Origin of the sequence: Kitasatospora sp. NPDC048545, from assembly GCF_040651155.1 — a bacterium.
Classification (GTDB): domain Bacteria; phylum Actinomycetota; class Actinomycetes; order Streptomycetales; family Streptomycetaceae; genus Kitasatospora.
Genome location: NZ_JBEZIQ010000023.1, coordinates 81,380 through 105,317, shown reverse-complemented (window position 1 = coordinate 105,317; position 23,938 = coordinate 81,380). Strand labels below are relative to the sequence as shown.

General features: G+C 74.0%; 19 protein-coding genes. 16 read left to right on the top strand and 3 right to left on the bottom strand.

What is annotated here, in order from left to right:
• Positions 1 to 102 precede the first annotated feature (102 nt).
• Both AB0D10_RS22330 and AB0D10_RS22325 read left to right on the top strand, forming a co-directional pair.
• Positions 103 to 789 carry a hypothetical protein gene (locus tag AB0D10_RS22330; protein WP_360259057.1) on the top strand — a complete coding sequence of 229 codons (687 nt, stop codon included), beginning with the start codon at positions 103 to 105 and terminating at the stop codon, positions 787 to 789.
• A 284-nt stretch (positions 790 to 1,073) separates the two neighbouring features.
• Positions 1,074 to 3,137, top strand: coding sequence for a histidine kinase (locus tag AB0D10_RS22325; protein ID WP_360259055.1), 2,064 nt, complete (start codon positions 1,074 to 1,076; stop codon positions 3,135 to 3,137).
• 126 nt (positions 3,138 to 3,263) lie between these two features.
• Here AB0D10_RS22325 and AB0D10_RS22320 read toward each other — a convergent pair whose 3' ends face one another.
• Complete coding sequence (locus tag AB0D10_RS22320) at positions 3,264 to 3,479, bottom strand: hypothetical protein (RefSeq protein ID WP_360259053.1); 216 nt, start codon at positions 3,477 to 3,479, stop codon at positions 3,264 to 3,266.
• A 577-nt stretch (positions 3,480 to 4,056) separates the two neighbouring features.
• Between AB0D10_RS22320 and AB0D10_RS22315 the strand changes: the two genes are divergently transcribed.
• On the top strand, positions 4,057 to 4,674 hold the full coding sequence (locus AB0D10_RS22315) for a TetR/AcrR family transcriptional regulator (RefSeq protein WP_360259051.1): 618 nt from the start codon (positions 4,057 to 4,059) through the stop codon (positions 4,672 to 4,674).
• 95 nt (positions 4,675 to 4,769) lie between these two features.
• Here the strand turns inward: AB0D10_RS22315 and AB0D10_RS22310 are convergent, their stop codons facing one another.
• Positions 4,770 to 6,134: an FAD-dependent oxidoreductase gene (locus AB0D10_RS22310; protein WP_360259049.1), complete on the bottom strand. Its 1,365-nt coding sequence runs from the start codon at positions 6,132 to 6,134 to the stop codon at positions 4,770 to 4,772.
• Between the two features lie 183 nt (positions 6,135 to 6,317).
• Complete coding sequence (locus AB0D10_RS22305) at positions 6,318 to 7,196, bottom strand: slipin family protein (RefSeq protein WP_360259047.1); 879 nt, start codon at positions 7,194 to 7,196, stop codon at positions 6,318 to 6,320.
• A gap of 253 nt (positions 7,197 to 7,449) precedes the next feature.
• On the opposite strand from AB0D10_RS22305, the gene AB0D10_RS22300 reads away from it, so the two are divergent.
• The 13 genes from AB0D10_RS22300 to AB0D10_RS22240 all read left to right on the top strand — a co-directional run bounded on the left by AB0D10_RS22300 (position 7,450) and on the right by AB0D10_RS22240 (position 23,825).
• Entirely contained in the window at positions 7,450 to 8,634 is a 1,185-nt protein-coding gene (locus AB0D10_RS22300) for an MFS transporter (RefSeq protein WP_360259045.1), read from the top strand.
• A 369-nt stretch (positions 8,635 to 9,003) separates the two neighbouring features.
• Entirely contained in the window at positions 9,004 to 9,654 is a 651-nt protein-coding gene (locus AB0D10_RS22295; protein WP_360259043.1) for a pyridoxamine 5'-phosphate oxidase family protein, read from the top strand.
• A 339-nt stretch (positions 9,655 to 9,993) separates the two neighbouring features.
• Complete coding sequence (locus AB0D10_RS22290) at positions 9,994 to 11,232, top strand: styrene monooxygenase/indole monooxygenase family protein (RefSeq protein ID WP_360259041.1); 1,239 nt, start codon at positions 9,994 to 9,996, stop codon at positions 11,230 to 11,232.
• Between the two features lie 130 nt (positions 11,233 to 11,362).
• Positions 11,363 to 11,908: a hypothetical protein gene (locus AB0D10_RS22285; protein ID WP_360259039.1), complete on the top strand. Its 546-nt coding sequence runs from the start codon at positions 11,363 to 11,365 to the stop codon at positions 11,906 to 11,908.
• Between the two features lie 100 nt (positions 11,909 to 12,008).
• Positions 12,009 to 12,920, top strand: coding sequence for a squalene/phytoene synthase family protein (locus AB0D10_RS22280; RefSeq protein WP_360259037.1), 912 nt, complete (start codon positions 12,009 to 12,011; stop codon positions 12,918 to 12,920).
• 476 nt (positions 12,921 to 13,396) lie between these two features.
• Complete coding sequence (locus AB0D10_RS22275; RefSeq protein WP_360259035.1) at positions 13,397 to 14,491, top strand: substrate-binding domain-containing protein; 1,095 nt, start codon at positions 13,397 to 13,399, stop codon at positions 14,489 to 14,491.
• 167 nt (positions 14,492 to 14,658) lie between these two features.
• Positions 14,659 to 15,447, top strand: coding sequence for an ATP-binding cassette domain-containing protein (locus AB0D10_RS22270; protein ID WP_360259032.1), 789 nt, complete (start codon positions 14,659 to 14,661; stop codon positions 15,445 to 15,447).
• Positions 15,444 to 16,703 (top strand): sugar ABC transporter permease, encoded by a 1,260-nt coding sequence (locus AB0D10_RS22265; protein ID WP_360259029.1) that lies wholly within the window; start codon positions 15,444 to 15,446, stop codon positions 16,701 to 16,703. The genes AB0D10_RS22270 and AB0D10_RS22265 overlap by 4 nt, the downstream gene beginning before the upstream one ends.
• A gap of 230 nt (positions 16,704 to 16,933) precedes the next feature.
• A complete protein-coding gene (locus AB0D10_RS22260) occupies positions 16,934 to 17,098 on the top strand; it encodes an SflA family class IV lanthipeptide (RefSeq protein ID WP_360259026.1) in 165 nt (54 codons plus the stop codon).
• Positions 17,099 to 17,148: 50 nt separating this feature from the next.
• Positions 17,149 to 19,716 carry a class IV lanthionine synthetase LanL gene (gene lanL, locus AB0D10_RS22255; RefSeq protein WP_360259023.1) on the top strand — a complete coding sequence of 856 codons (2,568 nt, stop codon included), beginning with the start codon at positions 17,149 to 17,151 and terminating at the stop codon, positions 19,714 to 19,716.
• A gap of 835 nt (positions 19,717 to 20,551) precedes the next feature.
• The gene (locus tag AB0D10_RS22250; protein ID WP_360259021.1) at positions 20,552 to 20,722 is read left to right on the top strand and encodes a thiazolylpeptide-type bacteriocin; all 171 of its coding nucleotides are present in this window, start codon (positions 20,552 to 20,554) and stop codon (positions 20,720 to 20,722) included.
• Positions 20,723 to 20,798: 76 nt separating this feature from the next.
• Positions 20,799 to 20,999, top strand: coding sequence for a thiazolylpeptide-type bacteriocin (locus tag AB0D10_RS22245; RefSeq protein WP_360259019.1), 201 nt, complete (start codon positions 20,799 to 20,801; stop codon positions 20,997 to 20,999).
• Between the two features lie 126 nt (positions 21,000 to 21,125).
• Entirely contained in the window at positions 21,126 to 23,825 is a 2,700-nt protein-coding gene (locus AB0D10_RS22240) for a lantibiotic dehydratase (RefSeq protein ID WP_360259017.1), read from the top strand.
• Positions 23,826 to 23,938 lie beyond the last annotated feature (113 nt).

Genomic DNA, 23,938 nt, shown 5'->3' with positions numbered 1-23,938 from the left:
ACATACCACTCGCCCCCGATTGGCCATTCCGGGGCAGGAGGCGACTGCGGAGACTGCACGGCAGGCGCGCAACACACCGCGCCGGGACCGGAGGACCACCGCATGCCCGTCACCACCTCGCGGCCGCGCCGGCAGCCCGCCGGGGGCACCCCGCTGCCGCCGCTCGGCCACCTGCCGCTCACGGAACGCCCGCTGCACCGCCTCGCCCGGCTGCTCACCGGGCTGGCCCTGTACGGTTTCAGCCTCTCGCTGCTGGTCCGCTCCGCCCTCGGCGTCAACCCCTGGAGCGTGCTCTACGAGGGACTGCAGCACCACTCGTCGCTGAGCTTCGGGACGATCAGCGCCGTCGTGGGCGTGCTCGTCCTGCTGGCGTGGGTGCCGCTCCGGCAGCGGCCGACGCTCGGCACCGCCGCGAACGTCGTGGTGCTCGCCCTCTCCTCCGACCTGGGGCTCTCGGTCGTCCCCGAGGGCCTCGGACTGCCGGCCCGCGGCTGCCTGCTGGCGGCCGGCATCCTGCTCAACGGGTTCGCCGTCGCGGTCTACGTCGGCGCCCGGTTCGGGCCGGGCCCCCGGGACGGACTGATGACCGGTCTGGCCGCGACGACCGGCCGCTCCCTGCGCGTCGTCCGGACCGCCCTGGAGGTGACGGTGCTCGCCGCCGGCTTGCTGCTCGGCGGCACCGTCGGCGTCGGCACCGTCCTCTACGCCCTCCTGGTCGGCCCGATCACCCAGTTCTTCCTGCCGCGGTTCACCTATCGGCGACCCGGTGTGACCGCCGACCCGCGCTGATCGAGGGAGCGTCAACACCGCCGCGGTTCACCCGCCGGTGACCCGGTGCGACCGTTCAGTCGGTCTGATCGACGGAGCGTCACACCGCAGCGATGCGCCCACCGGCGACCCGGTGTGACCGCGCACCGGCGCCGATCGACGGAGCGTCACACCGGTGCGGTCGACCGCCGTCGGCCACCCGTCCGGGGCACCGCGTGCCGCCGGGGCCACTGCCTCATGTGCCCGGGACAACGGGTGCAGCACACTGCTGGCATCCGGTGGGTCGTCGGAAAGGAAGGGTGCTCATGGCTGTGGAGAGCGCGCGCAGAGCCTGGTGGCGGCCCCGGCCCGGCCCGGCGGAACGGCAACTGACCGCGGCGGGCCTGTGCGCCGTCGTCTGCCTGGTGGCCGGCGGCCTGTGGATCGGCTACGTCCTGAGCCACCAGGGCGCCGCGGGGATCTCCCCGCCCGCCCACCACCTGGCGGTCCTCGGCTACGGCCTCGCCGCCGTCGCGGGCGGGGTGCTGCTGCACGCCCACCGCCCGGGCAACCAGCTCGGCTGGGTCCTGCTCGCCTACGGGGCGGCGCTGATCCTCCCGCTCGCCGCCCAGGCCCCGGTCTGGGTCGAGGTCGACGACCCGCGGGTCGTCGGCGCCGTCGTGGTCCTGGTGTCGGCCGGCTACACCGTCAGCGGCACCCTCTGGCACGCGCTGCCGCTCTGGCTTCCGGACGGCACCCTGCCCGGCCGCCGGTGGTGGTTCGCGATCGGTGCCCTGGCCCTGTGGATGCTGCCCCAGGCCTGCTACTACGTCTACCAGCCCACGGTGTTCGGCCGGCCCAACCCGTTCGCCGACAGCACCGTCGCCGACTGGCTGCGGACCTTCAACGAGCGGCTGCACGTCACCCAGCTCGTCGTGTTCGTGGTGCTGACCGTCCTGGTGGTGCTCGTCCCGCTCGCCCGCATCCGCCGGGCGTCCCGGCAGCGCCGGCAGAACGTCCTGATCGCCCTCGGCGTCTACCTGCTGTGGGGCGGCGCCGAACTCGGCTACTACTTCGACGACCAGAGCACCCCCTCGTACATCGCCTTCGCGGTCGCCTCCGCGCTGTGGACCCTCACCCTGGCCGCCGTCGTCGTCCGCGACGGCTCCTGGCGGCTCGACCGGGCGGCCCGGCGGGTGCTGGTCGGCCTGCTGGTCGCCGCCGGGCTGGTCGTGGTGTTCGTGCTGGTGGCCTGCGTGCTCTCCACCATGCTGATGCCCGGCCGGCGCGGCGCCGGGGCGCTCGTGCTGGTCGCCCTGGTGTTCCTCCTCGCGGCCGGGCTGCCCCGGGGCGTGCGCTGGGCCTCCGGGGTCGTCGACCGCTGGTACTACGGCGCGCGCGCCCAGCCGTACCAGGTGCTGCGCAGCCTGGCCGGACGGGTCAGCCAGACCGTCGACCCGCAGGACGTGCCGGCCGTGCTGTGCGCCACGGTCAGTGACGAACTCCGGCTCTCCGGCGTGGCGTTGACGGTCACCACCCGTGGCGGCGAACGCCCGCTGGCCGCCGTCGGGGACCGCTCCGGCCACGGCGAGGGCTTCGCCCTGGTCCACCGCGGCGACGAGATCGGACGACTCACCGTCACCCCCCGCCCCGGCCAGCGGACCCTCGACGACAGCGACCGCGACATCCTGCGCTCCCTCGCCGACCAGGCCGCACCCGCCGTCGCCTCGCTCCAGTTGATGGAGGACCTCCGGGCCAGCCGCGAGCAGATCATCGCGGCCCGGGAGGAGGAGCGCCGTCAGCTGCGCCGCGACATCCACGACGGACTCGGCCCGATGCTGGCCGGACTGCGGCTGCGGCTGCAGGGAGCGGCCGCGGTCGACGACCCGGCGATGTTCTCCGGCGCGCTGGAACGGGTCGCGGACGACCTGGCCACGGCCGTCCGGGAGGTACGGCGGATCACCGACCGGCTCGGGCCGACCGCGCTGGGCGACTACGGACTGTCCCGGGCGCTGAGCCGGCTCGCCGAGACGTTCAGCGGTGACGACCTCGCCATCACGGCCAGGCTGGCCCCGGACCCGCTCCCGGAGCTGCCCGCCGCCGTGGAGGTCGCCGTCTACCGGATCACCGCGGAGGCGCTCAACAACGTGCTGCGGCACGCCCGGGCGACCAGCGCCACGGTGTCCGTGCGGGTGGATGCCGGAGCCCTGGAACTCGTCGTCGAGGACGACGGACAGGGCCCCGGGCACAGCGGCCCGGAGCACCCGGGGGTGGGGTTGCGGTCGATGTCCGAGCGGGCCGCGGAGATCGGGGGCAGCTGCACCGTCGACGCGCTCAACCGCGGCACCCGGGTGCACGCGCTGCTCCCGCGCCGACCCGCGAGCGGCTGAGCGGGCCGCGGTGGCGGGAGCCCGCCCCCGGCGCGGCGGTCGGCCGGTCGGGGGCGGGTTCTTCGGGGGAATCTCAAGCCGGTCGCCGGTCGCCGGTTTCGTCAGCGGTTGCGATCGGTAGCGGGGTCAGTTGCAGTTCGGCGGGTTGGGGCAGAAGGGGCGGGGCTTGCCACCGCCCGGACCGCGGCCGGGGCGGTGCCGCCGCTTCGCCGTCGGACCGCCCGCGCCGCCGTCCTCGACCCGGCACCTGCAGGCCCGGGCCGCCGCGGCGACGCTCACGGCGGCGGAGACCGCCGCGGCACCGGCCGCCAACAGCGCGGCACTGGCTGTTCGTTCGGTCATGGTGACCTCCACGGTGGGTTCCGCAGGCCGGCTGCTCCGGCCCGCTCCTCCATGTCACCGCCGGCCGCGCCCCGTCCGCATGAGGCGACGGTCCCGTCCCGGTCCCGCTGGGCGAGAGCGTGCTCACGGTGCGTGACGTGGGCGGAGGCTGGTCTGTTTCTCGGATTCCGTGGGTGTCCGTGGGGTCCCGCGGGTCCCAGGGGTTTCGTGGGGTCCTGCGGTCCCGTGGGGTACGTGGGCTTCCGCATCGGGGTGCGGGGTGGGGACGGGGTGCGCTGGGGGCGATTCGGCGGACGGCCGGGCCCGGGCACCGGGAGAGATCCTGTTCGAAGCGTATCGAGCCGGATGTCTCCCGCAAGTCGGCCACCTGGCGTCACCGAGGCCTCGGAAGAGACCCTAGGAAGGAACGGGTTCGTTCACTAGCATCGACAGTAGCCCCGCGATACTGGGACACACATGCGCCGTTGCGCAGCCGGCCGGGCCCTTCGCGGAGATCGACGGGCCGGAGAACCGCGACGTGGGCGGATGCGTGTACCCGATGGGATCGAGGAAGGGCGACTGAAGAAGGTGCGCAGCCATGACCGCTGAAACGGACACCGCGCGAGGACCGGTGCCGGGGACCCCGCTGCGCCGGCGCGGCGAGGCGCTGGAGAGCGCCATCTACGAGGCGGTCCTCCAGCAGCTCACCACCGACGGCTACGCCCGGCTGACCATGGAGGGGGTGGCCACCGCCGCGCAGACCGGGAAGGCCGCGCTCTACCGCCGCTGGTCCTCCAAGGAGGACCTGGTCATGGACGCGCTGCGGGCCAGCCTGCCGCCCGGCGCGTCGGCCCCCGACACCGGCAGCCTGCGCGGGGACCTGCTGGAAGTGGTGGCCAGGCTGCGCGCCGCCATGTTCAGCGAACCGGGCGCGGCCGTGCGGGCCATCATGAGCGAACTCGACCACCGGCGGGCACACGCCTTCGTCGAGATCGTGTTCGAGCGGGTGGTCGAGCCGACGACCGCACTGATCGCCGAGGTGCTGGAGCGCGGCACCGCACGCGGTGAGGTCCGCCCCGGGGCGGTCACCCCGCTGGTGACCGACGTGGTGCCGGCGCTGATGCTGTACCGGATCAAGATGTGCGGCGGGGACGTGGTGCAGCTCGACCCGGAGGAGATCGTGGACGAGGTGCTGCTGCCGATCGTCCGCCCGTGACCGGTGCGGTGCGACGACCGGCAGCACGTCCCCGGCCCACGCCGATGCGGTGACGCCGATGTGGTGACGGCGGTCCGGTGAGGGCGCGGTCCGGGTCACGCCCCGCTGCGCCGGAGCATCTCTTCGCGCTCGACGACCTTGACCCGCTCGCGGCCCTCGGCCTCGCCGAGCGCGCGCTCGTGGGCGTCGAGCAGCTGCCAGCCCTCCCAGGTGGTGAACCGGACGCCCAGGCCGCGCAGGTGCTCCTCGACCGCCGCCGCGTCCGGCTCGGCGGCGCCGGGCAGGCGGCCCGCCGCGTGGTCGTCCAGCAGGCAGGCGACGGTCTCGTTGGCGTCGCCCTTGGTATGGCCGATCAGGCCGACCGGGCCGCGCTTGATCCAGCCGGTGACGTAGGTGGCGGTGCGGTGCGAGCCGTCGCCGTCCTCGACCCGGCCGGCCGTGTGCGGGACGGTGCCCGAGACCGGGTCGAAGGGCAGCTTGGGCAGCTCGTCGGAGTAGTAGCCGACGGCCCGGTAGACCGCCTGGACGTCCCAGTCGGTGAAGCGGCCGGTGCCGCGGACGTTGCCGGTGCCGTCGAGTTCGGTGCGTTCGGTGCGCAGCCCGACCACCCGGCCGTCCTCGCCGAGGACCTCGGCCGGGGACTCGAAGAAGTGCAGGAAGACCCGGTGCGGGCGGTCCCCGACGTCGCGGATCGCCCAGTTCTCCAGGGTCGCCGCGACCAGGTCGACGTGCTTGACCGCGCGGCGCTCGGTGATCGAACCGGCGTCGTACTCGATGTCCTCGGGGTCGACGATCACCTCGATGGTGGGGGAGTGGTCCAGTTCGCGCAGCTCCATCGGGCTGAACTTGGCCTGGGCGGGGCCGCGGCGGCCGAAGACGTGCACCTCGCGGGCCCGGTTGCGCTTCAGGCCCGCGTGGACGTTCCCGGGGATCTCGGTGGGCAGCAGCTCGTCGGCGGTCTTGGCGAGCACCCGGGCGACGTCCAGAGCGACGTTGCCGACGCCGAGCACGGCGATCTTCTCGGCGTCCAGCGGCCACTCTCGCGGGACGTCCGGGTGGCCGTCGTACCAGGAGACGAAGTCGGCGGCGCCGTACGAGCCGTCCAGCTCGATGCCGGGCAGGTCCAGCGGACGGTCGGCGGTCGCGCCGGTGGCGAAGACCACGGCGTCGTAGAACCGGTGCAGGTCGTCCAGGGCGAGGTCGGACGGGTAGTCGACGTTGCCGAACAGCCGGACCTGCGGCTTGTCGAGCACCTGGTGCAGGGCCGTCACGATGCCCTTGATCCGCGGGTGGTCGGGTGCGACGCCGTAGCGGATCAGGCCGAACGGGGCGGGCATCCGCTCGAACAGGTCGATCGAGACGCCGGGAGCCTGGGCGGCGTCGGACTTCAGCAGGGCGTCGGCGGCGTAGATGCCGGCGGGGCCGGCTCCGACGATCGCGACTCTGATCGGGCGGGACATGGCGGGGTCCTCCGGTCGGGCGCAGCGGGAGGTGGTCTGGACCCTTGCAGCCAACCCGGAGGTGGGGCACTCCTGTAGTCGGTTCCGGTCTATGACGCCATAGAGACAAGCTATGGGCTGACGGCCGGTCCGGGGGTGCCGGGACCGGCCGCCGCGCGCTGGTCGGCTCCCGCCGCGGACCGTTCAGCTCCCGTCGGCCTGTGCGCTCCCGTCAGCCCGGGCGCCCCCGTCGGCCCGTACGCTCCCGTCGGCCGGGGCCTGCGCGGGGACGGCGGGCCGGGCCGCCGCACCCGTGGCGTCCGCCCCGTCGGCGGTCCGGGCGGCGGCAGCCTCGAAGAAGCGCAGCAGCTCCACCGGGAACGGCAGCACCAGCGTCGAGTTCTTCTCCGCCGCGACCTCGACCACCGTCTGCAGCAGCCGCAGCTGCATCGCCGCCGGGGTCTCCGCCATCCTGACGGCCGCCTCGGCGAGCTTGGACGCGGCCTGGAACTCGCCGTCGGCGGTGATGATCCGGGCCCGGCGCTCGCGGTCGGCCTCGGCCTGGCGGGCCATCGACCGCTTCATCGAGTCGGGCAGGCTGACGTCCTTGATCTCCACCCGGTCGATGTGCACGCCCCAGCCGGTGGCCGGGCTCTCCAGCATGACCTCCAGGCCCTGGTGCAGGTTCTCCCGGCCGGAGAGCAGGTCGTCCAGCTCGCTCTTGCCGATGATGGAGCGCAGCGAGGTCTGGGCGACCTGCAGCATGGCGAACGCGTAGTTCTGCACGTCCACGGTGGCCTTGACCGGGTCGATCACGCGGAAGTACAGCACCGCGTCGACGCTGACCGAGACGTTGTCCTTGGTGATGCCCTCCTGCGCGGGCACCGGCATGGTGATGACCTGGACGTTGACCTTGCGCATCCGGTCCACCACCGGCATCAGCAGGGTGATGCCCGGCTCGCGGACCTGCTTGCGCACCCGCCCGAGCCGGAACACCACACCGCGCTCGTACTGCTGCACCACTCGTACGCCGGTCACCAGCCAGAGCAGGAACACCACGGCGACGATCACGACGACTGCCACGATTCCGACCTCCCCCGTCGCGGCGCAGCCGGGCCGGGACCGGGTGGCCCTGTCGCACGGTGCGAGCCGCGCAGGACAGTATGCGCCCGGCGTGCCGGGCGGGACAGGCGTGTGCACAGCGGTTCTGACGGAAAGCCGGCGGGCGGCCCTGCGGAGAACGGTCCTGCGGCGGGCCGGCGCCCCCGGCCGGTGGCGGCGGCAGTCAGCGGCCGGCGCCTCGGCGGCGGTCCGTTCGGGCCGGTACCGTCGCCGCGTGACCACGACGATCGACTCCTCCTCCCCGGAAGCCGGTTCCGTCCGGCCACCACTGGTGACCAGGGCCCTGCTGGTGCGCTTCGTCTCCCTGCTCGGGTCCTCCACCGGTTTCAACCTGCTGCTCTCCGCCGTCCCGCTGTACGCGCAGGAGTCCGGCGGCGGGGAGCACGCGGCGGGACTGGCCACCGGCGCGCTGATGCTGGCCACCGTCGTCGGTGAGCTGGCCACCCCCGCGCTGACCGCCCGGTACGGCTACCGGTGGGTGCTGGCCGCCGGGTTGGTGCTGCTGGGGGCGCCCGCGCTGCTGCTCACCGCGTCCGGCGGGATGGCGGTGGTGGTGGCGGTCTGCCTGCTGCGCGGGGTCGGGTTCGCGATCGCGCTGGTGGCGGGCGGGGCGCTGACGGCCTCGCTGATCCCGGCCGAACGGCGCGGGGAGGGGCTGGCCCTGGTCGGCGTGGTCTCCGGCCTGCCGTCGCTGTTCGGCCTGCCGATCGGCGTCTGGCTGGGCCAACACGTCGGCTGGGGCTGGGTGTTCGCGATCGGGGCGGCCGCCCCGCTGGCCGCCGTCGCCTCCGTCCCCGCGCTCCCCGACCGCACCCGGGCGGCCGGGCCGGCGGTGGGACTGCGGGACGGGCTGCGCAGCGGCGCCCTGCTGCGGCCCGCCACGGTGTTCGCCGCCACCGCGCTGGCGGCGGGGATCATCGTCACTTTCCTGCCGCTCGCCGTGCCGTCCGGCGGGGCCGTCGCGGTCGCCCTGCTGGTCCAGCCGGGCGCGGCGACCCTGGCCCGCTGGCTCGCCGGGCGGCACGGCGACCGGCGCGGCTCGGCCGGGCTGGTGCTGCCCGCGCTGCCGGTCGCGGCCGCCGGGGTGCTGCTGCTGGCGTGGACGGACAGCCCGGTGGCGGTGATCGCCGGCGCGGCGGTGTTCGGCACCGGCTTCGGCATCGCGCAGAACGCGACGCTGGCGCTGATGTACGCCCGGGTGCCACCGGCCGGGTACGGCACCGTGACCGCGCTGTGGAACGTCGCCTACGACGGGGCGATGGGCATCGGCGCGGTCGCCTTCGGGGCCGTCGCGGGCGGAACGGGCTACCCGTGGGCGTTCGCCCTGACGGCGGCGGTGATGCTCGCCGCGCTCGCCCCGGCCTGGCGGGACCGGGGGAGCGTCGCGGTGGCCGAGTAGCCGAGTAGCCGGGTGGCCGAGCAGCCGCGCCGATCGGCCGGGTGGCCCGGTGGGCGACCGGCCGGGGCGGCTCTCAGGCACGGATGGCACTCCTCCCCGTTGTGGACGCGGACCTGATTCCGCGTCATGGCGATGATCGCAGCCGGGTGGTGGGGGATCAAGGTCCGGTCGCGGGAGGGGGCGGCGGCAGGCCGCGGGTGGGCCGCCGGGCGGACCGCCCAGCGCAACGACACGCACGGGCCGCCCTGTTGCTCGACTTGCCGCAGGTCGGGCGCTTGGATGGGCACGCCCTGGTCGACCGGACGGACCCGCACCGGGTCACGCCCGGCCGCGGTCCGAACGCCCCCGGCAAGCCGAGGAGTCACCACCGTGCACGACACCCCCGACCCCGCCGTCGTGGCCCGCCGGGTCGCCGAACGCCGCGAGCACCTGGGTCTCAGCGAGGACGACCTGGCGCGTCGGGCGGCAATGGCCCCCCGCTACCTGCGGCACCTCCTTGAGGCCGGTCCGGACTTCGACCCGGCGGGCTTCGTCCGGATCGCCGCCGCCCTCGACGACAGCCGCGACGACCTGCTGTGGGGCCGCGCCGACGCCCCGCCCGGACACGGCGGCCCGGGGCCGCACCCCCGGCTGCAGAACCTCACCGAGGCCGAGTGCTGGGAGCAGGTCGGGAACCATGGCGTCGGCCGGATCGGCCTGCCGGTGGAACCGGGGCCGGTGGTCCTGCCCGTCAACTACGTGGTCGACCGGCGGTCCTTCGCCTACCGCACCGGCGAGCACCACGCCACCGCTCCGGCCGAGGGCGCGGCGGTCTCCTTCCAGGTCGACCACATCGACGAGTACCTCGGCCGGGGCTGGAGCGTGCTCGCCCTCGGCCCCGCGCACTACGTGGACGACCCGGCGGAGCTGGCACACCTGGCCGGCCTGCCCGGTGCCTCGCCGTGGGCGGGCGACGACCGGCCCTGCTGGGTGCGGATCCGGCCGGAAGAGATCACCGGCCGGCGGCTGATCGCCGGCTGAGGCCGCCTTCCAGACAGGGCACCTTCTGGCTCAGCCCGGAGGAAATCACCGAACTGGGAAGGGAGTTGTTCGCCGTGCTGGAACCGCGGCTGGCCAACGGGCCGGCACCGGGCCGGGATCCGTACCTGGTCAGTCCGATCGTCTTCCCGGTCGCGACACCCGAGACGCCCGCTGTCGGGGAGCCGTGAGCGGGAACGCCGCCGATCCCGCCGCCCGATCCCGCCGCCCGATCCCTGCACGGCCCGTGGACGCGCGCGTCGATGACTGGTATCCAGGCGACTGGGTAGCCGGGCGGAGCCGGCCGCCGCGCCGGGACGTACCACCAGGAGAGCAGGGGCGATGCGCAGAATTCTGATCGTCGGTGCCGGGCAGGCCGGACTCCAACTGGCCCTGGGACTGCAGTCCCACGGCTACGACGTGACGGTGCTGACGGACCGTGGGCCGGAGGAGGTGCGGGCCGGCCGGGTGCTGTCCAGCCAGTGCATGTTCGACTCCGCGCTGCGCACCGAGCGCGCCCTCGGCCTCGACCTGTGGGCGGACCGGGCGCCCCGGATCGAGGGCGTCGGGGTGTCGGTGCCCGGGCCGGACGGGACCCGGGTGATCGACTGGGTCGGGCGGCTGGACGCCTACGCGCAGTCCGTCGACCAGCGGTTGAAGACGTCGACCTGGCTGGAGGCCTTCGCGGAGCGGGGCGGCCGGGTGGAGCTGCGCAAGGTGACCGCCGCCGACCTGCAGCACCTGGCCGGCTCGTACGACCTGGTGCTGGTCGCCTCCGGCAAGGGCGCGCTGGGCTCGCTGTTCGAGCGCGACCACGCGCACTCGCCGCACGAGCGGCCCCAGCGCGCCCTGGCCGCCGCCTACGTGCACGGCCTTGCGCCGCGCCCCGAGCACGCATTCGCGGCGGTGCGGTGCAACGTGGTGCCCGGCATCGGCGAACTGTTCGTGGTGCCGGCCCTGACGATGTCGGGGCCGTGCGACATCCTGCTCTGGGAGGCGATGCCGGGCGGGCCGGCGGACGCCTTCGACGGCCTCCGCGACCCGGCCGAACACCTGCGGGTGACACTGGAGTTGATGAGGACGTTCACGCCTTGGGAGTACGACCGGGCCCGGTCCGGCGTCGAACTCACCGACGTCGGCGCCACTCTGGCCGGGCGCTTCACCCCGGTGGTGCGCCGTCCGGTCGGCGAACTGCCGGGCGGCGGTTCGGTGCTGGGCGTGGCGGACGTGGTCGTCACCAACGACCCGATCACCGGCCAGGGCTCCAACAACGCGGCCAAGTGCGCGGCGGGCTACCTCGCGGCGATCCTCGCCCACGGCGACAAACCCTTCGACCGCGACTTCCAGCAGGCTGCCTTCGACGACTTCTGGGAGACCGCGGGCCCGGCCACCACCTGGACCAACGCGATGCTCGCCCCGCCGCCCCCGCACGTGCTCGACCTGCTGGTCGCGGCGGGCGGACACCAGGCCGTGGCGGACCGGTTCGCCAACAACTTCAACGACCCGGCGGACGTGGCGCGGTGGTTCCTCGGACCGGTCGAGGCGGCCGCCTATCTGGCCTCGGTCACGGCCGGGGACTGAAAGGTCAAGAGATCGCCAAATCGCGTGCGCCTGCGGGCCGACCGTGGTGGGTTCGTGTCGCCCCCTCGCCGAGGGGGCACTCGGCTCGGCGCACGAGCGGTACGGACACCCGGACAACAGGAGACACGTGGTGGCGGTCGACGGGGGCAACATGGCCCAGGCTGTGATCGATACGGCTTACAACGAACGCAAGCGGCTGCACACCGGCCGCAGCCGGACCACCGCCCTGGTCGTGCTGGGCCTGCTGGCCGCGGTCGGGATCTTCCTCGCCGTGGTGGTGGGGAAGTCGGACCCGGACTCCCCGCCGACCTGTGACGGCCACACCATGACCCGGCACAGCGAGTGCCGGATCTGGTCCAACCACGGCGGCGGGGGCACCTACTCCTACGACGAGATGATCGACCGTCGGGAGTCCTCGAACGGCGTGTGGCGCTTCATCGGCTTCGGCGGCGCCGGCCTCGCGGTCGTGCTGATGGCGGTCTCCTACACCAAGCTGAACCCGAACCGCCCCTGGGGCAAACCGGTCGGCGCCGCCTGCCCGCGCTGCCGGGAGCTGAACCTGCGGGAGAAGCTCACCGTCCACAGCGTCACCAAGGGCCGGACCACCTACCGCTACCGCGGCATCGTCACCCTCTGCACCCCCGCCTGCGGCTTCTCCACGATCCGGCAGAGCTGAAGCCCGCCCCCGACGGCCGGTGCCCCGGGGCCGCGAACAGGCCGCCCGGCTCCCGCCCGCTACGCTCGGTCCCGATCGAACAACCGATGGGGTGAACCGTATGGGCAGGTGGGAGCGGGCGCTGGACGCGGCCGGCGTGCACGATCCCGGGCTGCGGGCCGACTACGGCCGGCAGCGGCAGCAGGTCGCCCGGTACAAGCGGGAGGTCACGCTGGCGGCCGGCCTGTTGCTCCCGGACCGCACGGTCCCGCACGTGATCGCGGCGGCGGCCTTCATGCACCGCACCGACACCCTGCTGGACAGCGGCCCCCTCGCGGAGCGCCGGGCCGCGTCCGCCCGGTGGCAGCGGTCGGTCGCCGAGAGCCTCGCCGCCGGCCGCACCGACGATCCCGAACTGCGCCCCCTGCTGAACAGCGTGGCCGCGCACCCCGCCCTGCGCGACCGCGTCCTGGACTTCCTCGCCGCGACGGACGCGGACCTCGACTTCGCCGGGTTCGCCACCGAGGAGGAGTACCAGGACTACGTGGACGGGTACTCGCTGCCCGGCTTCATGGTGGTCGCCGGGCTGCTCGGTCCGGACGGCGACCAGGCGGCCTTCCGCGCCGCGTGCCGCACCTACATCGACGCCGCCCAGCGGCTCGACTTCGTCAACGACCTCGCGGAGGACCTGGCCGAGGGCCGGCTGACGATCCCCGAGCAGACCTTGCGGGAGTACGGCGTCACCCGGGCCGACCTGGAAGGGGGCCGGGACCTGCCGGCCGTCCGGGCGCTGCTCGGCGACCTGCTCGACCGGGCGGACCGCACCCTCGCCGAGGGTCGGGCCGTCGTCGCGCTGGTGCCGGCCGTGCACCGGCCGATGGTCCGCTGCCTCCTCGGGGTGGACGCACTCGTCAGCGCCGCCGCCCGGGTCGATCCGGGTGCGCTGCTGCGCCGCTCCGCAAGTCCCGCGAAGGCGGCCGCGCTGCGGCTGCTGGCCCGTGAGTACCTCCGCGCCCGCCGGCTGCGCGGCTGACGCTCCCGGCCGCGGCTGCGGGGCGATTCCTGACATTTCGTCAAGGCCCCTGCGGGGTGCGCGAGTCGGTCCCGTCGGTGCTGCGGGCCGGGTGCGTCGGGCGGTGCCGGGTGGTTCGCCCGCCCGGTGGAGCCGTCGTCGCGGCCTCCGCATCCGACCTGCGGACTATACCCCAGTCGACACATCTTGAACGCACTGGCCCAGGAGGTGGTCGTGAGGCCTCTGGGGCCCCGGATGCCTGCGGTGCGTCCGGGAAGCTCCCGGCCTGCACGCGGTTTTCGTCACCGACAGTTCTGCGGTGTCATCTCTGCGTGTTCATGGCACCGATATTCGGGCGTTCATGCGTTCAGGAAGATAACGAAAAGGCCCAGCATGATCTCGCCTTGGATTTACTTCTTGACTCCATCTGGCATATGCGGGTTGACTCCCTCCCACTCCGCCGCACCGTCGCGGCGACGTCAGGGAGGCACCCCCACATGAACGCAATGATGCGTCGCGCTGTCATCGCCACCGCAGCCGTCTCGATGGCCCTGTCCATGGCCGCCTGCGGCAAGGCCGGCAGCGACAAGAAGGACTCCGCCGCCGCCGGTGACACCAAGTCCATCGGCCTGCTGCTGCCCGAGAACGCGTCCTCGACCCGCTACGAGTCCTTCGACCGCCCGTTCATCGAGGCCAAGGTCAAGGCCCTGTGCGCGGACTGCAAGGTGCTCTACAACAACGCCGAGGGCAGCGCCTCCAAGCAGAAGCAGCAGTTCGACACCCTGATCGCCCAGGGTGTCAAGGTCATCGTCCTGGACGCGTTCGACGCCACCTCCACCCAGTCCTGGGTCAAGGAGGCCGCCGCCAAGGGCGTCAAGGTCGTCGCCTACGACCGCCTGGCCACCGGCCCGGTCGCCGCCTACGCCTCCTTCGACAACGAGAAGGTCGGCGAGCTCCAGGGCCAGGCCCTGGTCGACGCGCTCGGCGCGCAGGCCGCCGACGCCAACGTCGTCATGATCAACGGTGACGACGCGGACCCGAACGCCGGTCAGTTCAAGGCCGGTGCGCACAAGGTCCTCGACGGCAAGGTCAAGAAGGTCGTCTACGAGCAGTCCGGCGAGTGGAAGCCCACCGTCGCCGGCCAGAAGATCGGTGCCGCGATCACCCAGCTCGGCAAGGACGGGTTCCAGGCCGTCTACTCCGCCAACGACGGCATGGCGGGCGCCATCATCACCCAGCTCCAGGGCGCGGGCATCAAGGTGCCGGTCGGCGGTCAGGACGCGGGCCTCGACGCCATCCAGCGGATCGTCAACGGCGACCAGGCGTACACCATCTACAAGGCGTACAAGCCGCTCGCCGACAGCGCCGCCGAGCTGGCCGTCGACCTCCTGCAGGGCAAGGACGTCAAGTCCGTCGCCACCTCCAGCGTCGACAGCGCCACCGACAAGGGCATCCCGGCCAAGCTGCTCGACCCCAAGGTCGTCACCAAGGCCAACATCAACGACACCGTCATCGCCGACGGCCTCTACAAGGCCGCCGACATCTGCACCGCGGACTACGCCGCCGCCTGTGCCACCGCCGGCCTGAAGTAGCACCGCCCGGGCGGAGCTCCCCGACATCCCCGGGGAGCACCGCCCGCAGCCGCGGCGGCCCCAGGCCCGCCCCGACACCCCCTTTTCGACGCTCACCCGCCCGCCCAGCACGGCGCGCGGGCCACCCCGGCCGCCGACCCACCATCACGGCGCGCGGGAAGAAGGAGATGGTTCACGTGACAGGCGCACCCGTACTGGCGTTGCGCGGGGTCTCCAAGCGCTTCGGCGCCGTCCAGGCACTGACCGACGTGCACCTGGAGGTACACGCCGGCGAGGTGGTGGCCCTGGTGGGCGACAACGGCGCCGGAAAGTCCACGCTGGTGAAGACCATCGCCGGCGTGCACCCCATCGACGAGGGGACGATCGAGTGGGAGGGCCAGGAGGTCTCCATCGGCCGCCCGCACGACGCCCAGGCCCTCGGCGTCGCGACCGTCTACCAGGACCTCGCGCTGTGCGACAACCTCGACGTGGTCGGCAACCTCTTCCTCGGCCGTGAGCTGAAGCGCTTCGGCACGCTCGACGAGGTCGCCATGGAGAAGCGCGCCCGCGAACTCCTCGACACCCTCTCCATCCGCATCCCGAGCGTGCGCATCCCGATCGCGGCCCTCTCCGGCGGCCAGCGCCAGGTGGTCGCGATCGCCCGCGCCCTCGTCGGCGACCCCAAGATCGTCATCCTGGACGAGCCCACCGCCGCCCTCGGCGTCGAGCAGACCGCCCAGGTCCTCGACCTCGTCGAGCGCCTGCGCGACCGCGGCCTCGGCGTCATCCTGATCAGCCACAACATGGCCGACGTCAAGGCCGTGGCCGACACCGTCGCCGTCCTGCGCCTGGGCCGGAACAACGGCGTCTTCGAGGTGGCGACCACCTCGCACGAGGAGATCATCTCCGCCATCACCGGCGCCACCGAGAACGCCGTCACCCGTCGCCAGGCCCGACTCGCGGAGGAAGCGAAGTGAGCACCGAACAGACCACCACCACCCCGGACGCGGCCCCCGCGGTCGACCCCCGCCTGCTCGTCCGCGAGGCCGGCCTCGCCGGCTACCTCGCCGAGTTCAAGCGGAAGATGAAGAACGGCGACCTCGGCTCCGTGCCCGTCGTCCTCGGTCTGATCCTCATCGGTGCCATCTTCCAGGGCATCACCGGGGACTTCCTCAACGCCGACAACCTCACCAACATCACCAAGTGGATCGCCGGCCCCGGCCTGATCGCCGTCGGCATCGTCTTCGTGCTCCTCCTCGGCGAGATCGACCTCTCGCTCGGGTCCGTCGCCGGCGTCTCCGCCGCGATCGCCGCCGTGTTGTCCGTGCGCTCCGGCTACAACGAGTGGGCCGCCTGCCTCATCGCGATCGGCGCCGCCGTCGCGATCGGCGCCCTGCACGGCTTCTTCTTCGCCAAGATCGGCGTCCCGGCGTTCGTCGTCACCCTCGCCGGCCTGCTCGCCTGGAGCGGCCTGCAGCAGTACGTCCTCGGCGACAAGGGCACCGTCAACGTCGTCAACGACGGCGTCCTCGCCAACCTGGACACGTACTTCCTCGGCGACGGCGACATCGCCTACACCTGGGGCCTCGCCGTCCTCGGCGTCGCGCTCTTCGCGGCCGGGCAGATCCTGGACGCCCGCCGCCGCGCCGCCGCCGGCCTCGCGGCGCGCCCGATGAGCGAGATCGCGCTGCGCACCGGCGTCCTCGCCGTCATCGCGCTGACCGCCGCCTACATGCTCAACCAGGACCGCGGCCTGCCGCTGCCCCTGCTCGTCTTCCTGGCCGTCGTGGTCATCACCGACTTCGTCCTGCGCCGCACGAGCTACGGCCGGCAGATCTTCGCCGTCGGCGGTGGCGTGGAGGCCGCCCGCCGCGCGGGCATCAACGTGGCCTGGATCCGGATCTCGGTCTTCATGATCTCCGCCGGCATGGCGGCCCTGGGCGGTCTCTTCATCGCCTCCCAGCAGGGTTCCGCCGACAAGATCCTCGGCGGCGGCAACGTCCTGATGAACTCCATCGCCGCGGCCGTCATCGGCGGCACCAGCCTGTTCGGCGGGCGTGGCAAGACCTGGTCGGCCCTGCTGGGCATCCTGGTCATCCAGTCGATCATCACCGGCCTGGACCTGGTCCACGTCAACCAGGCCATCCAGTACATGATCACCGGCGCGGTCCTGCTGGCCGCCGTCGTCCTGGACTCCGTCTCCCGCCGCACCCGCAAGACCGCCGCGCGCTGACCCGGCGTCACGCGCACGGCTCGGGCCGGTCCGGTACCCACCCCCTCGGGTACCGGGCCGGCCCGCTCGCGTCGTACCTGAGGGCGCACGCGGTGTCCACAAACGGAACCCTCCTTTGACGTAGGTGGGTTGTCGCCTCCGTCGGGTACCTGTCGCGGTCCGTCGGGCGTGGCTAGCATGAGGCAGCTCCACCACAGGTTCCAACGACAAGAACCACAGGGAGGACCCCCATGACTGCACTGATGACCGACGTCCGCGATGCCGGCCTGCTGGACATCGACGAGGACGCCATCTCCTTCGAGGACGCGTTCGACGCGGACCTCACGCCGGTCGCGTGTCTCGCCGACCCGTGGGTCACCTACGTCCCGACCCGCTTCCCCTGCGAAGACTTCTGATCCCAGCGGGCCGACCGGAACACAGCGGAACCGGGGGAGGGAACGGATCCTTGAGCACACCACCCGACCCCGGCTCCGCCGACGGGCTGCGGCGCAGCGTCGAGGCGCTCGCCGCAGCCGCCGTCGTCCCGCGCGGACCCCTGCGCACCGACGGACAGTGGTGGTACCTCCGGGACCGCCGGCTGTCGGAACTGGCGCACGGATGGAAGCTGCACGTGTCCGCCCGCCCCGGCGGACTCGCGGACCTGCTGGACGTGGTGATCCCGATCCTGCTCCGCCACACCTGCGACGTGAAGTTCGCGCACAGCGCGGACGTCCTGCAGGAGCTCAACAGCGGCCGGCACGGCGGCGCCGCCGTCGGGAAGGCAGTGACGGTCTACCCGCAGCCGGACGAAGTCCACGCCCTCGGGCAGGAGCTGGCGCAGGCACTGGCCGGCCGGGCCGGTCCCGACGTGGTCAGCGACCGCCGGATCCGGCCGGACTCCCCGGTGTACTACCGCTACGGTCCCTTCCGGGTCACGGAGGAGGAGGCGGAACGCGGCATGGTCGGCCCCGACGGCTCGCGGTTCCCCGGTCTGGCCGAGGCCCGCTACCGTCAACCGCCCTGGGCCGAAGACCCGTTCACCGGTCAGCGCGCGCCCGCCCGGACCGCCACCACCCGGGTCGGCGACGGCCGCTACCGCCTCACCGCGGGCATCTCCCGCGCGCCCAGCGGCCACGTCTACCGCGCGGTCGAACTCGCCACCGGGCGCGAGGTGGTGGTCAAACAGGCCCGGGCCTTCGTCGCCGAGGACGGCGCGGGCACCGATGCGCGCGGCCGGCTGCGGCACGAACGCCGGGTGCTCGCCGCACTCGCCGGCGTGCCCGGAGTGCCGCCCCTGGTCGACTACTTCCGGCACGGCACCGACGAGTACCTGGTCAGCGGCGCGCGCGGCGGGCGCGACCTCCGGCGGGACGTCCTCACCGCAGGTCCGTACGGCGCGGTCGCGGACGACGGCGCCCGCGACGGGTGGACGCTGGCCCGCGAACTGCTGCGGATCCTGGACGCGGTGCACGCGCGCGGTGTCGTGGTGTGCGACCTCAAACCCGCGAACGTGGTGCTCGACCACGACGGCCGCGCCTCGATCGTCGACTTCGGGGTGAGCGCCCTCGCCGGTGAGCGCCCACCGGGAGCCACCGCCGGCTACGGCCTGCCGGGCGGCACCGGCGACGACCCCACCGAGGACCACTACGCGCTCGGCACCACCCTGCACCACGCCCTCACCGGCCTCGACCCCGTCGTGATCGACCCCGACCCGGCGACCAACCGCGACCGCACCCTCGCCTGTCTGCGCGCCGCCCTCCCGGGGGCGGGCCCGGTGGTGGACCTGGTGACGGGGCTGCTGAGCTTCGACCCGGCGGAGCGCGCCGCGGCGGCATCGGGACTCCGTGACGGCGGCGCGATCGCCGCTCCCGCACGGCGGCTGCCGGCGCGGGCCGCACGGTGCAAGCCGCGGCGGCCCGGCCGGGCCCTGCTGGACGAGGCCCTCGACCACACCGTCACCATCTGCGTGCGGATGGCCCGCGAGCTGGTCGCCGCCGGCCCCGGCACGGAGCGCCCGCGCACCCTGCTCTCCCTCTACGACGGCGCGGCCGGGATCGGCCTCGAACTGCTCCAGCACCCGGACCGCCCGGACGCCCGCTCCGCCGCCGCCGACCTGGCCGACTGGACCGCCGCCCACCCGGCCCTCGACCGGCTCGACGACTCCCTGTACCAGGGCCGCGCGGGCGTCGAGCTGTTCCTCGCCGAGGCGGCTGCCGTCCTCGGGGCGGAACCGCTCGCCTCCGGCCCCTGGGACGCGCCCGGCCTGGGCACGGGGACGGACCAGATCGCCGGTGCGGCCGGGATCGGCACCGGGCACCTGCTGCTCGCGGCGGTCGGCTCGGAGGCCCACCGGCATCGCGCCGACCGGCACCGCGCGGCTGCCGCCCGCTGTGCGGTACGGCTGACGACCGGGCCGCTCGACGAGCCCGAGGACGAGCCCAACCCCGGCACCGCCGCCCTCGCGGAGGGCTTCGCCCACGGCCGCGCCGGCGTCGCCCACTTCCTGCTCGCCATGCCCGACGAGGCTTCGCAGCGCACCGCCCGCCGGATCGTGGACGATCTCGCGGCCGACCTCCCCCGGATCGCGGACGCCGCCCGCCGGCCCGGGGCGACCCGCCGCTACCTCGCGTGGTGTCGGGGACTGGCCGGGCTCGGAACAGTCCTCGTCCAGGCCGGCCTGCGATACCGCGACGACGAGCTGCTCGCCCTGGCCGCCGAGGCCGCCGACACCTGCCGGGTGCTCGCCCCGCGGACCGCCCAGGTGTTCCGCTGCTGCGGCCTGGCCGGCGTCGGGGACCTCCTGGTCGACCTGGCCGAGGCCACCGGGGACGCCCGCCACCGGGCGGCGGCCGAGGACCTGGCGGGTCTCGTCCTCACCCGGGCCGGCGGCCCGCCGAACCGGCCGGTCTTCGCAGGCCGGCAACCGGACGCCGAGGCGCGCGCATGGGCGGTCGGCACGCCCGGCGTCGCCACCTTCCTGCGCCGCCTGTCCCGGCGCGGCGGCCCGGTGCCGGGGCTGCTGCCGCTGCGTTGAGCAGTCCTGGGGCCCGCTCATCCGGGACACGCTCGTTCGGCACGGGCTGAACGAGCGAAGCCCCCCGCGGGTCGGGTGTGGCGGATGCCGGAGCGATCCCAGGGGTCGGCATCCTTCCGGTGACTCGTTCGGCCGCCGTCCAGCCCGGAGAGCTCGCCACCGCAGGTGTTCGGTGCCCGGCGGGGACGGCGGTCACCGGCGGCGGCCTCGCAACGGATGCCGGCTCCTCCTGGGACATCAAGAGCTCCGTTGCCACCGGGACTTCCGGCACGAGCACCGGGGGCGCCTGGTCGGCGAGCGTCAAGAACACCGGCCCTGCGCCCCAGGCGCTCACCGTCCATGCGGTCTGCTCCAGTCGAGGGGCCTGACCGACAGCCCGTCGCCGCTTGCGGCCCCTGCGGCTGGAGTCGACAGCCCCCGTCGAATCCCTGCCGGCGGAACCCGGCCGCTGCCGTACTTCAACGGAACGATCAATAGGTCGAGCGGGTGCGGACCGGCCGCACCCGCTCTTCGCTTTGCCATCAAGTTCCAATCTGTAAAAGGGAGTTCGGAAGACTTCAAGGTGGAACATCGCAGGTCGGTGGCGGACCGCTCAAGCGCCGCTGTAGTGGCGGCGGCGATGAGCCGTAGGGGCACGGACTACCGGCCAATGTCCCCTCGGGCCGTGCCGCCGGCCGGTGCCCGCTACCTAGACTCGCCAGTGGGCGGCGCGACGTCGGGATCCCCTCGATCCGCGTTCGACGCACCCACGGGGGGCCCGGCACATCCCACAGCACCCGCTCCGCAGACGCGTCCCGGACATTCCGGAACGCCTGCCACCTCAAGGGAGAACGCCATGTCCGACATCACTCTCGACCTTCAGGACCTCGACCTCAGCGAGCTGACCGTCACCTCCCTGCGTGACACCGTCGCACTGCCGGAGAACGGCGCCTCCTGGGGCTCCTGCTCCTGCCAGGGCTCGTCCTCCTGCGCCCAGCCGCAGGACATGGTCGTCCCGATCGGCTGACGATTCGTCGGTCCATCGACTGACACCACGTCAGTTCATCGGTAGGCAAGGATCGTTCGAGAACTCTGGAGACCACATGTCTGACCACGCCCAGGGCGAGCTCGCACTCGCCGACGTCCTCGCCCTCGACAGCCTCGACCTGGGGGAGCTGACCGTCACCGCGTTGCGTGACACCGTCGCGCTGCCCGAGACGGGCGCCTCCGGCGGGCCCAGCTCGACCTCCTGCGGATCGTCCTCCTGCGGGGCTCCGCACCCGCCGGTCCTCGACACCTTCTGAGATCGGCACCCCGCACCGACTCCGCACCATCCCGCACCACCAGCGCAGCAACCCTGAACCCGGCGCGTTCGCGCGGACGCGCCGGGTTCCTGCCGTGTCGCTCAAGTCCCGTCGGAGGGAGCCGCCATGCCGAACCGATCCCTGCCGCGTCCCGCGCTCCGAGAGGCCCCGGCCGACGCACGCACGCAGGCCGTCGTGCCCGACCGGGCCGCAGCATCCACGCAGGCCGACGCACCTGCGCAGGAATCCGAGTCCGGGCCGGCGCCGGTCGCGTACACCGCGCCCCATGCCCTGGTGCGCGCCACCGTCATCGACCGGCCCGCACAGTCCGCGTCGGCGGCGGCCGCGCGGAGCCTGCTGGCCGAACTCGCCGCCGTCGAGGCCGCGGAGGCGGCCCTGCGAACGGACCTCGGCGACGACCTGTACGACAGTCGCGCCGGACACGACGAGGACTTCCACCGCCGGGTCGTGCTCCCGCTCCGCCGCGACCTGCACAACGGGCGCCCGCCCCGCCCCGCGCTGCTCGACCGGCTCGCCGACCTGCCGCAGCGCGTCCCGCGGCTCGCCGCATGGCTGGGCCTGCGGCAGCGGCGTGCCCGGGCGCTCGCCGCGCTGGCCGACGCCGTTCCGCCCGCGCTCGCCGCCGAACGCGCCGGACTCGCCGAAATCTGCCGCCACCCCGCCTTCGCCCGCGCCGTCGCCCTCACCAGCGCCGACCTGCTGCGCGCGGTCGCCACCACGGCCCGCGAGGCCGGCACGGCGGGACAGCGGTCCGGGCGGGCCCGCAAGGAGGAGGCCGCCGTGCTGCGGCACGCGCTGCGGGCCACCGCGAAGACCAGCCCGCTCTCCTGGTTCACAGCGGTCGGCTGGTCCTCGGGGGACACGACGCCGAACGGGCCCGCCGCGCCCCCGTACGCGGTCGTCCGGGAGAACCGGACGTTGGTCGCCGCGCTCGTCCAGGCCCTGCTCGACGACCCCCGGCGCAGCCGCACCCTGCCGCACCGGATGACCGCCGCCGCCCGTGTCACCGACGGCCGCGCCCACTACGCCCGCAGCGAGGTGGTGTTCGCGGGCGGGCGCTACCTGGTCACCCGCGAGGAGGAGGTCGAACTGGCCGACCGGCCCGAACTCGCGCTCCTCGCTACGCTCGCCGACACCCCGGACACCCCGGAGCGGCTCGCCGTCCGCCTCGCCGACGCGCTCGGACGGCCGGGCGGCGACCCCGCCGTGCACCGCTTCGTCGGCCAACTCCTCACCGCCCGCCTGCTGGTGCCCACCGACCCGGTCGACCCGCAGGACCCGCAGCCGCTGCGGAGCCTCGCCGAGTGGCTGAGGCCGTGGCCGGAGGACACCCCGATCGTCGATCTGATCGACCAACTCGGCTTATTCACTGCGGAGTTGTCCCAGACGCCGGGCGATCGGCGGCCGGCTCTGCTGGCCGCGCTCGCCGACACCTGGCACCGGGTCCTGGCCGCAGCCGGCCGGCCCGTCCCCGCCGACGCCGCGCCGCTCACCGTCCTCAGCGAGGACGTCCACGCGCCCGCGCCGCCGCGGCCCTCGCCGAGCGCGGCCGATCGGGTCGCGTTCGCCGAACTCACCGCGCTGGCCGAGCTGTTCGACCGCGGCCACCTGATGCGCCGGGCGGCCCGCGACCGCTTCGTCGCCCGCTTCGGCACCGGCGGGGTGTGCACCACCCCGTGGGAGTTCGGTGCCGACGCCGCACAGGCCTGGACCGACCCGGCCATGCCGGACGAACTCGCGGCGCTGCAAGCCGAGTTCGCCGCCGCACCGGAGCGGGACGGCGAACTCGTCCTCCCCGCCGAGGCGGTCCGCGCACTGGCCGACCGGCTGCCCGACTGGACGGCCGCCCGCCCGCTGAGCTACTCCTGGTTCGTCCAGTGCGACGCCGCCGACGGCCTGCTGTGCGTCAACCACGTCTACGGCGGCTGGGGGCGCTTCACCAGCCGCTTCCTCGACGCCACCGCACCGAGGGCCGCCGCCGACATCGCCCGGCAGATCCGCCGCGGCCTCGGCGAGGGCGCCCGCGCGGCCCAGATCCGGCCGGTCGGCGGCTTCAACGCCAACCTCCACCCCCTGCTGCTCGCCGACGAGATCGGCCCCGACCGGCGGTGGACCAACCTCGCCGAATCCGACCTCGACCTCGTCCACGACACCGGCACCGACCAGCTCCGCTTCCGCCTCCGGAGCACCGGCGAACTGCTGGACGTCCTCTACCTCGGCTTCCTCGCCCCGCTCATGCTGCCCCAGCGGCTCGCCCCGCTGCTCGCCGACCATCCCAACGGCGTCGTCGACTTCGGGCCGCTGCTGCCGCGCACCGCCGTCGACGCACCCGGTGGCACCGTCACCCGCACCCCGCGCCTGCGCCACCGCCACGTCGTCCTGGCCCGCCGCCGCTGGCACCTGCCGACCGCCGTGCTCGACGCGCTGCGCGCCGACCTCACCGCCGACCCCGGGCCCGTCGGGGTCCCCGCCGACGCCACCGCCCGCTGGCGCGCCCTGCTGGGCCTGCCCGAACAGCTCTTCCTGCACCCCGTGCCCGCCACCGCCGCGACCACCGGCACCCCCGCCGACGCCTTCGTGGCCCACCTGCGCGCCCCCAAGCCCCAACCCCTCGACCTCGGCAATCCGCTGCACCTGAGCCACCTCGCCAAATGGCTCACCCGCTACCCGAACGGGGTGGTGCTGGAGGAGTCGCTGCCCGCCATCGCCGGGAGGGCGGAGCCGGCCCGGGCGGTCGAGTCGGTCGTGGAGACCTACCGTCCCGGCCGGGCGGGGGCCGGCGAAGCGCGGGAGCGGGACCGGTGAGCGGCACGGTCGGGCCCACGCCCTGCCCGCCGCCGCGCCGCTCCGGGGGGCACCGCCCGACGGCCCGTCCCGCCCGTCCATCCGTCCATTCCGCCCCGCAGTGCCGAGGAGAC

Coding starts and splice junctions, on each gene's coding strand:
- AB0D10_RS22330 (WP_360259057.1), top strand. CDS start 103: ATGCCCGTCACCACCTCGCGGCCGCGCCGGCAGCCCGCCGGGGGCACC.
- AB0D10_RS22325 (WP_360259055.1), top strand. CDS start 1,074: ATGGCTGTGGAGAGCGCGCGCAGAGCCTGGTGGCGGCCCCGGCCCGGC.
- AB0D10_RS22320 (WP_360259053.1), bottom strand. CDS start 3,479: ATGACCGAACGAACAGCCAGTGCCGCGCTGTTGGCGGCCGGTGCCGCG.
- AB0D10_RS22315 (WP_360259051.1), top strand. CDS start 4,057: ATGACCGCTGAAACGGACACCGCGCGAGGACCGGTGCCGGGGACCCCG.
- AB0D10_RS22310 (WP_360259049.1), bottom strand. CDS start 6,134: ATGTCCCGCCCGATCAGAGTCGCGATCGTCGGAGCCGGCCCCGCCGGC.
- AB0D10_RS22290 (WP_360259041.1), top strand. CDS start 9,994: ATGCGCAGAATTCTGATCGTCGGTGCCGGGCAGGCCGGACTCCAACTG.
- AB0D10_RS22280 (WP_360259037.1), top strand. CDS start 12,009: ATGGGCAGGTGGGAGCGGGCGCTGGACGCGGCCGGCGTGCACGATCCC.
- AB0D10_RS22275 (WP_360259035.1), top strand. CDS start 13,397: ATGAACGCAATGATGCGTCGCGCTGTCATCGCCACCGCAGCCGTCTCG.
- AB0D10_RS22270 (WP_360259032.1), top strand. CDS start 14,659: ATGGTTCACGTGACAGGCGCACCCGTACTGGCGTTGCGCGGGGTCTCC.
- AB0D10_RS22260 (WP_360259026.1), top strand. CDS start 16,934: ATGACTGCACTGATGACCGACGTCCGCGATGCCGGCCTGCTGGACATC.
- AB0D10_RS22250 (WP_360259021.1), top strand. CDS start 20,552: ATGTCCGACATCACTCTCGACCTTCAGGACCTCGACCTCAGCGAGCTG.
- AB0D10_RS22245 (WP_360259019.1), top strand. CDS start 20,799: ATGTCTGACCACGCCCAGGGCGAGCTCGCACTCGCCGACGTCCTCGCC.
- AB0D10_RS22240 (WP_360259017.1), top strand. CDS start 21,126: ATGCCGAACCGATCCCTGCCGCGTCCCGCGCTCCGAGAGGCCCCGGCC.